The 5,126-nt window shown below is 73.8% G+C and carries 6 protein-coding genes and 1 pseudogene; 5 read left to right on the top strand and 2 right to left on the bottom strand.

The features are described from left to right. Positions 1–604: pseudogene (locus Q1N79_RS21920) on the top strand (mannose-6-phosphate isomerase, class I); the annotation flags it as partial. Positions 605–613: 9 nt separating this feature from the next. On the opposite strand, the gene Q1N79_RS21915 reads toward Q1N79_RS21920, so the two are convergent. Both Q1N79_RS21915 and Q1N79_RS21910 read right to left on the bottom strand, forming a co-directional pair. Next, the gene (locus Q1N79_RS21915; protein ID WP_300611863.1) at positions 614–850 is read right to left on the bottom strand and encodes a DUF3099 domain-containing protein; all 237 of its coding nucleotides are present in this window, start codon (positions 848–850) and stop codon (positions 614–616) included. Positions 851–862: 12 nt separating this feature from the next. Then, the gene (locus Q1N79_RS21910) at positions 863–1,540 is read right to left on the bottom strand and encodes an MBL fold metallo-hydrolase (protein ID WP_300611860.1); all 678 of its coding nucleotides are present in this window, start codon (positions 1,538–1,540) and stop codon (positions 863–865) included. Between the two features lie 128 nt (positions 1,541–1,668). Between Q1N79_RS21910 and Q1N79_RS21905 the strand changes: the two genes are divergently transcribed. From Q1N79_RS21905 to Q1N79_RS21890, 4 genes are all read left to right on the top strand, one after another. Then, on the top strand, positions 1,669–2,424 hold the full coding sequence (locus Q1N79_RS21905; RefSeq protein WP_300611857.1) for a class I SAM-dependent methyltransferase: 756 nt from the start codon (positions 1,669–1,671) through the stop codon (positions 2,422–2,424). Between the two features lie 79 nt (positions 2,425–2,503). Next, positions 2,504–3,379, top strand: a complete 876-nt coding sequence (locus Q1N79_RS21900) for a hypothetical protein (protein WP_300611855.1) — start codon at positions 2,504–2,506, stop codon at positions 3,377–3,379. Continuing rightward, a complete protein-coding gene (locus tag Q1N79_RS21895) occupies positions 3,373–4,782 on the top strand; it encodes a S8 family serine peptidase (protein ID WP_300611853.1) in 1,410 nt (469 codons plus the stop codon). The genes Q1N79_RS21900 and Q1N79_RS21895 overlap by 7 nt, the downstream gene beginning before the upstream one ends. Then, positions 4,779–5,099 (top strand): MGMT family protein, encoded by a 321-nt coding sequence (locus Q1N79_RS21890; RefSeq protein ID WP_300611850.1) that lies wholly within the window; start codon positions 4,779–4,781, stop codon positions 5,097–5,099. Before Q1N79_RS21895 ends, Q1N79_RS21890 begins: the two co-directional genes overlap by 4 nt. The last annotated feature ends 27 nt before the right edge of the window (positions 5,100–5,126 follow it).

Raw genomic sequence — 5,126 nt, 5'->3', positions numbered from 1 at the left:
GCCGCTGATCGGCGCGGTGACCGCGGCCTGCGGCAGGCTGGCCGCGGGGACCGGGCCGTATGCCGCGGCCTGCGCGGCGGCCGTGCGGCTCGCCGCCGAGCATCCGGGCGACCTCGGGATCGTGGCCTCGCTGCTGCTGCGGCACGCGGTGCTGCGGCCGGGCCAGGCCGTGTTCCTGCCGGCCGGCGGGTTGCACTCCTACCTGCACGGCACCGGGATCGAGTTGCTGGCTAACTCCGACAACGTGGTGCGGGCCGGTCTCACCGGCAAGCACATCGACGTGCCCGAGCTGCTCAGGCTCACCGACCCGGCAGTGGCCGTGCCCGTGATCGCGCCGCGCCCGCTCGGGGACGGGGTGTCCGTCTACGACTCCCCGGCGCCGGAGTTCCGGCTGTACCGGGCCGATGTCGGCGCCGGCGAGGTCACCCTGCCCGGCGCCGGCGCGCGCCTCGTGCTGTGCACAGCAGGCGCCGTGTCGCTGCGTGCCGCCGCGGGCAGCACGCTCAAGGCTTCGCGCGGCGAATCGTGCTTCGTGTCCGCCGCCGACGGCGCGGTCACCGCGGCCGGTCCCGGCGTGCTGTTCGTCGCCGCGGCGGGCTGCTGAGCCGGGCGGCTACCGGCGGTCCACCGCGCTGGACCGGTTGGCGATGATCGCGGCGAACGGCGGGATCACCAGCGCCACCGCCGACATCACGACCGCCGCGATCGTCGAGTAGCGGTCGACCACGGCCCACGCGAGGACGAACAAGCCCAGGCAGATCGCCATCAGCGCGAAGTAAACCCGCTTGGTGCCGCGCGAGGGCGGCGGACCCGGCTCGTCGCGCGGGTCCTTCCCGCCGTCCCCCGTCATCGGCACGAGGGGTCAGAGGGTCAGCGACTCCCCGGCCGGGACGGCGGTGAGCGGTATCCCGGTCAGCCCCTTCTCGCCAAGCAACATGCTCGCGATGTTCAGGCCGATCTCGCTGAGCAGCATCTCGTGGATCTGGACCACGTGGTCCGGGCGCACCAGGCGGACGTAGTCGGCGGCCTCCCCGATCTTCAGCCACGGACCGCTGGTCGGCAGCAGCAGCGTGCCGACGCTAGCGTCGGGGACGAAGTAGGCGTCCCCCGGGTGGTACACGGTCCCGTCGATGAGGTACCCGACGTTCGCGACCAGCGGGATGTCGGCGTGGATGAGCGCGTGCGTGGTGCCGTGCACCGTGACGGTGAACCCGGCCACCGCGAGCTCGTCGCCGGCCGCGACCGCGGTGAACTGGCCGGCGTGCGCGGCGAACATGTCGCCGAGCGCAGCGGGCGCGTACACCCGCAGGTCCGGCCGCTCCGCCAGCGCCGCGTTGATCGCCGCCGCGTTGACATGGTCGAAGTGCTCGTGGGTGAGCAGGATCGCATCGGCGCCGGAGATGATCCGCGCGGCGTTCGGGGAGAACGAGCCTGGGTCGATGACGAACGAGGCGCCTTCCTTCTCGAAGGCGACACAGGCGTGCTCGTGCTTGGTCAGCTTCACCGGCGACGGCTCCCTCATGACGTCAGAGACCTTCACGCCCGACAGTACAGGCCGGGGTTCGCCCGCCACGGTGCGGGGGAGGGTTGCCCGCGGGAGACGCCACGGACCGTTCAGAATAGTGATTTGTGACTGTTGGCGAAGAAAGAGCCACTTCGTTTGGGAGTGTGGCGGCGAGTTACGACAGGGTGCGGCCGGAACCGCCCGCCGGGGCGCTCGACTGGCTGGTGCCGGCGGGCTGCGGGGTCGCGGTGGACCTTGCCGCCGGGACCGGACTGTTCACCCGGGCCCTGCTGGGCCGGGCCGCGCAGGTGGTCGCGGTCGAGCCGGACGAGCGGATGCGGGCGGTGCTCGCGCGGCGGTCGCCGCAGGTGCGCGTCCTCGCAGGCTGGGGCGAGGAGATGCCGCTGCCGGACGAGTGCGCGGACGCGGTGTTCGTGTCCACCGCCTGGCACTGGCTGGATCCGGCGCGGGCGGTTCCTGAGATAGCCCGCGTGCTGCGGTCAGCCGGCCGGCTCGGGGTGATCTGGACCAGCCGCGACCGGAGCGCCGACTGGGTGGCCGAACTGGACTTGCTCAGGCTCCCTGGCGTCACCCGGCCGGCCAGCGACCCGCAGCACCCGCGCACGCTGGATCAGGTGCGGGCCAGGCTGGACCGCGAGCACTCGGTCACCCTGCCGGACGGGGCGCAGTTCGACCACGTGGCGACCGCGTCGTTCCGCTTCACCCGCACGATCACGGTCGATGCGGTGGTGGAGTGGCTCGGGACGAACAGCAGGTTCATCGCCGCCTCCGCGCCGGACCGCGCGGCGGGGCTCGCCCGCTGCCGGGCGGCGCTGCTTGAGCGAACCGGTGGCGGCGATGTCGTCCAGGTGCCGATGCGGTCGTGGTGCTGGCGAGCGGACCGGCGTAGCCGGGCGTGACCGAAAGGTTAGGTTTAGGTAATGCCTAAACGATTCCGCCGCCCGGCAGCGCGGTCGGCGCTGGCCCTAACATTTGCATGTGGCAACGGACTACGGCGGCCAGGCAACGTATGGCGCTCAGACGTGGCGTGGCGGCCAGCCGAGGCCAGGATCGCGACGGCCGGGGCGCCCGGGATCGCGGCGGCGCGGCGGCGCTCGCGCGGGCCGCGCCGTGGCGGCCGTCGCGCTCGTCGTGGGTGTCGGCGGGCTCGGCGCCTCGCTCGTGGGAGTAGCCACGCAACTGCTGCCCAGGCAGTTCACGGCACGTCAGCAACAGCAGATCATCGACTGGGAGGTCGGCAAGCGCTGGCGGGTGTTTCCCGCGGGGAAGATCTTCCCCGCGTCGGTCCGGTACCCGCTGTCGGCGGCGGTCTTCGGCGACGGCGTCGGGCTGACGCTGACCGCCAGCCGGATCGGCATCGCCAGGCAGGCCACCTGCCCCGCGGCCACCGATGCCGTCATCGCCGCGGTGCTCGCGCGCGACGGCTGCCAGGCCATGCTCCGGGCGACCTACGCCGACGCCACGGACAGCTACGTGGTCACCGTGGGTGTCGCGGTGTTCGGGACGACCGCCGAGGCGAGCGCCGCCCAGCGGGAGCTCGCCGCCACCGCGCGGGCCAGCGCCCGCCATCCGGACCTGGCGCCCCCCGGCGTGCTGCCTGTCCGGTTCGCGGGCACGCCCGCGGCCTGGTTCACCAGCAGCCGGCGGCAGCTTTCCGCGAGCACGAACGCGGGCACCTACGTGGTCTTCTACACGGTCGGGTACGCCGACCAGCGCCCCTTGGAGCCGGTCGCGGCCGACAGCTACGTGGACTCGGAGCTGACCAGCCTGGGCGTGGGGGTCGCGCGGGCCGTCGTGTCCGTGCTCGCCGCGCCGCTGCCGCGACCGCACTGCCCGGGGACGCCGGGATGCTAGCCGGGACACTAGCCGGGACGCCGGCCGGTACGCTGGCCGCGCGCGGGTGCAAGGCCGTGCTCGCCGTGGGCCTGGCGGCCGCCGTCACGCTCATGCCGGCTGCCGCGCAGGCGGCGCCCTCCGACGACGTTCCCGGCATCCAGCAGTGGGTGCTGGACATGCTCGACGTGCCCGCCGCGTGGAACGTGACCCAGGGCAAGGGAGTCACGGTCGCCGTGATCGACAGCGGCGTGGACCCGTACGTCGCCGACCTCGCCGGGAACGTCATCACCGGTCCGAACCTGACCGGACTGAGCACCCCGGAGAGCAACCCGGACTGGGGCCAGCACGGAACCTGGATGGCGTCGATCATCGCCGGGGACGGCGACGGCGGGATCATCGGGGTCGCGCCCGAGGCGAAGATTTTTTCCGTCCGCGTGATACCCGACAAGGACGACCCGGGCTACCGCAAGTACGAGAGCGAGCCCGAGTCGCGCATCCAGCAGTCGCTGGCCACCGGCATCATGGACGCCGTAAGACGCGGCGCGCAGGTGATCAGCATGTCGATCGGGTATTCCTCGCCGAGCGCAGTGGTGCGCGCCGCGCTGCAGTACGCCTTCCTGCACGGCGCGGTGCTCGTGGCCTCCGCGGGAAACTCGGGCCAGGACGACGAGCGCCATGACCCCGGCTACGCCCCGGTGTCCTTCCCGGCGGACTACCCGGGGGTGCTTGGCGTGGCGGCGGTCAACAGCTCGGGCGCCGCCGCCGGCTTCTCGAGCAACAACCTGTCGGTCCAGGTCGCCGCGCCCGGGGTGAACGTTCCCGCTCAGGGGCGGGACAACCTGTACTGGATGGTCGACGGGACCAGCCCGGCGTGCGCGCTGGTAGCGGGAGTGGCCGCGCTGATCAAGTCGAAGTACCCGGGCCTGTCGCCTGCCCTCGTGGACGAGGCGCTGACGACCACGGCGCACAACGGGCCGGGGGAGGGCTACAACCCGGGCACGGGTTTCGGCACGGTGGACGCCGCGGCGGCGCTGACCGCCGCGGGCCGGCTCGCTAAGTCGCACGCCGCGGGTTCGCAGGTCGCCCCGTCGGGGAGGTTCGGGGGCGGCCCGGCCGCCGTCCCGGCCGCTCCGGTGGCCCCGCGGGGCGTCGGGCAGCTTGTCCTCTTCGCGATGCTCGCGCTCCTGTCGCTGGCGCTCGGGGCGGCGGCCAGCGCGTGGTTCACCGTCATGCGCCGGCCACCGGAGGGAGCGCACGCGGCCCATCCCCGGCCGGCCGGGGCCGCCCCTGGGCCTGGGCACGCCGCCGGCGGCTACGCGCCAGGTTTCGGCCCGCCCTACCCGCCCTACCCGCCCTACCCGCAGGGAACGGGCAACGCCGCGCCAGGCACGGAGCACGGCGCGCGGGATGACCCCTGGTGAGCGCCCCCGGGGATCCGGTCGATGAGTACTCCGCCCGGGTCCTCGACGTGGTGGACGCGATCCCGCCGGGTCAGGTCATGTCCTACGGGGACATCGCCGAATACCTCGGGGCCGGCGGCCCCCGCCAGGTCGGCAGGGTCCTCGCCGCCTACGGCGGCGGCGTCGCCTGGTGGCGGGTGATCCACGCCGACGGAACGCCCGCGCCGGGTCACCAGACCGCCGCGCTGGCGCATTACCTGGCCGAGGGGACGCCGCTGCGTTCGGCCCGTCCGCCGGTGCGCGTCGACATGCGCCGGGCCCGCTGGGCCGGGCAGTAGCCGGGGCGCCGCCACGGCGGCCGGCCG

Origin of the sequence: Trebonia sp., from assembly GCF_030042015.1 — a bacterium.
Lineage (GTDB): Bacteria > Actinomycetota > Actinomycetes > Streptosporangiales > Streptosporangiaceae > Trebonia.
This window is presented reverse-complemented; position numbering and strand designations above follow the sequence as displayed.

Excerpts from the sequence above, each read along its gene's own strand:
- Q1N79_RS21915 (WP_300611863.1), bottom strand. The coding sequence starts at position 850 with ATGACGGGGGACGGCGGGAAGGACCCGCGCGACGAGCCGGGTCCGCCG.
- Q1N79_RS21895 (WP_300611853.1), top strand. The coding sequence starts at position 3,373 with ATGCTAGCCGGGACACTAGCCGGGACGCCGGCCGGTACGCTGGCCGCG.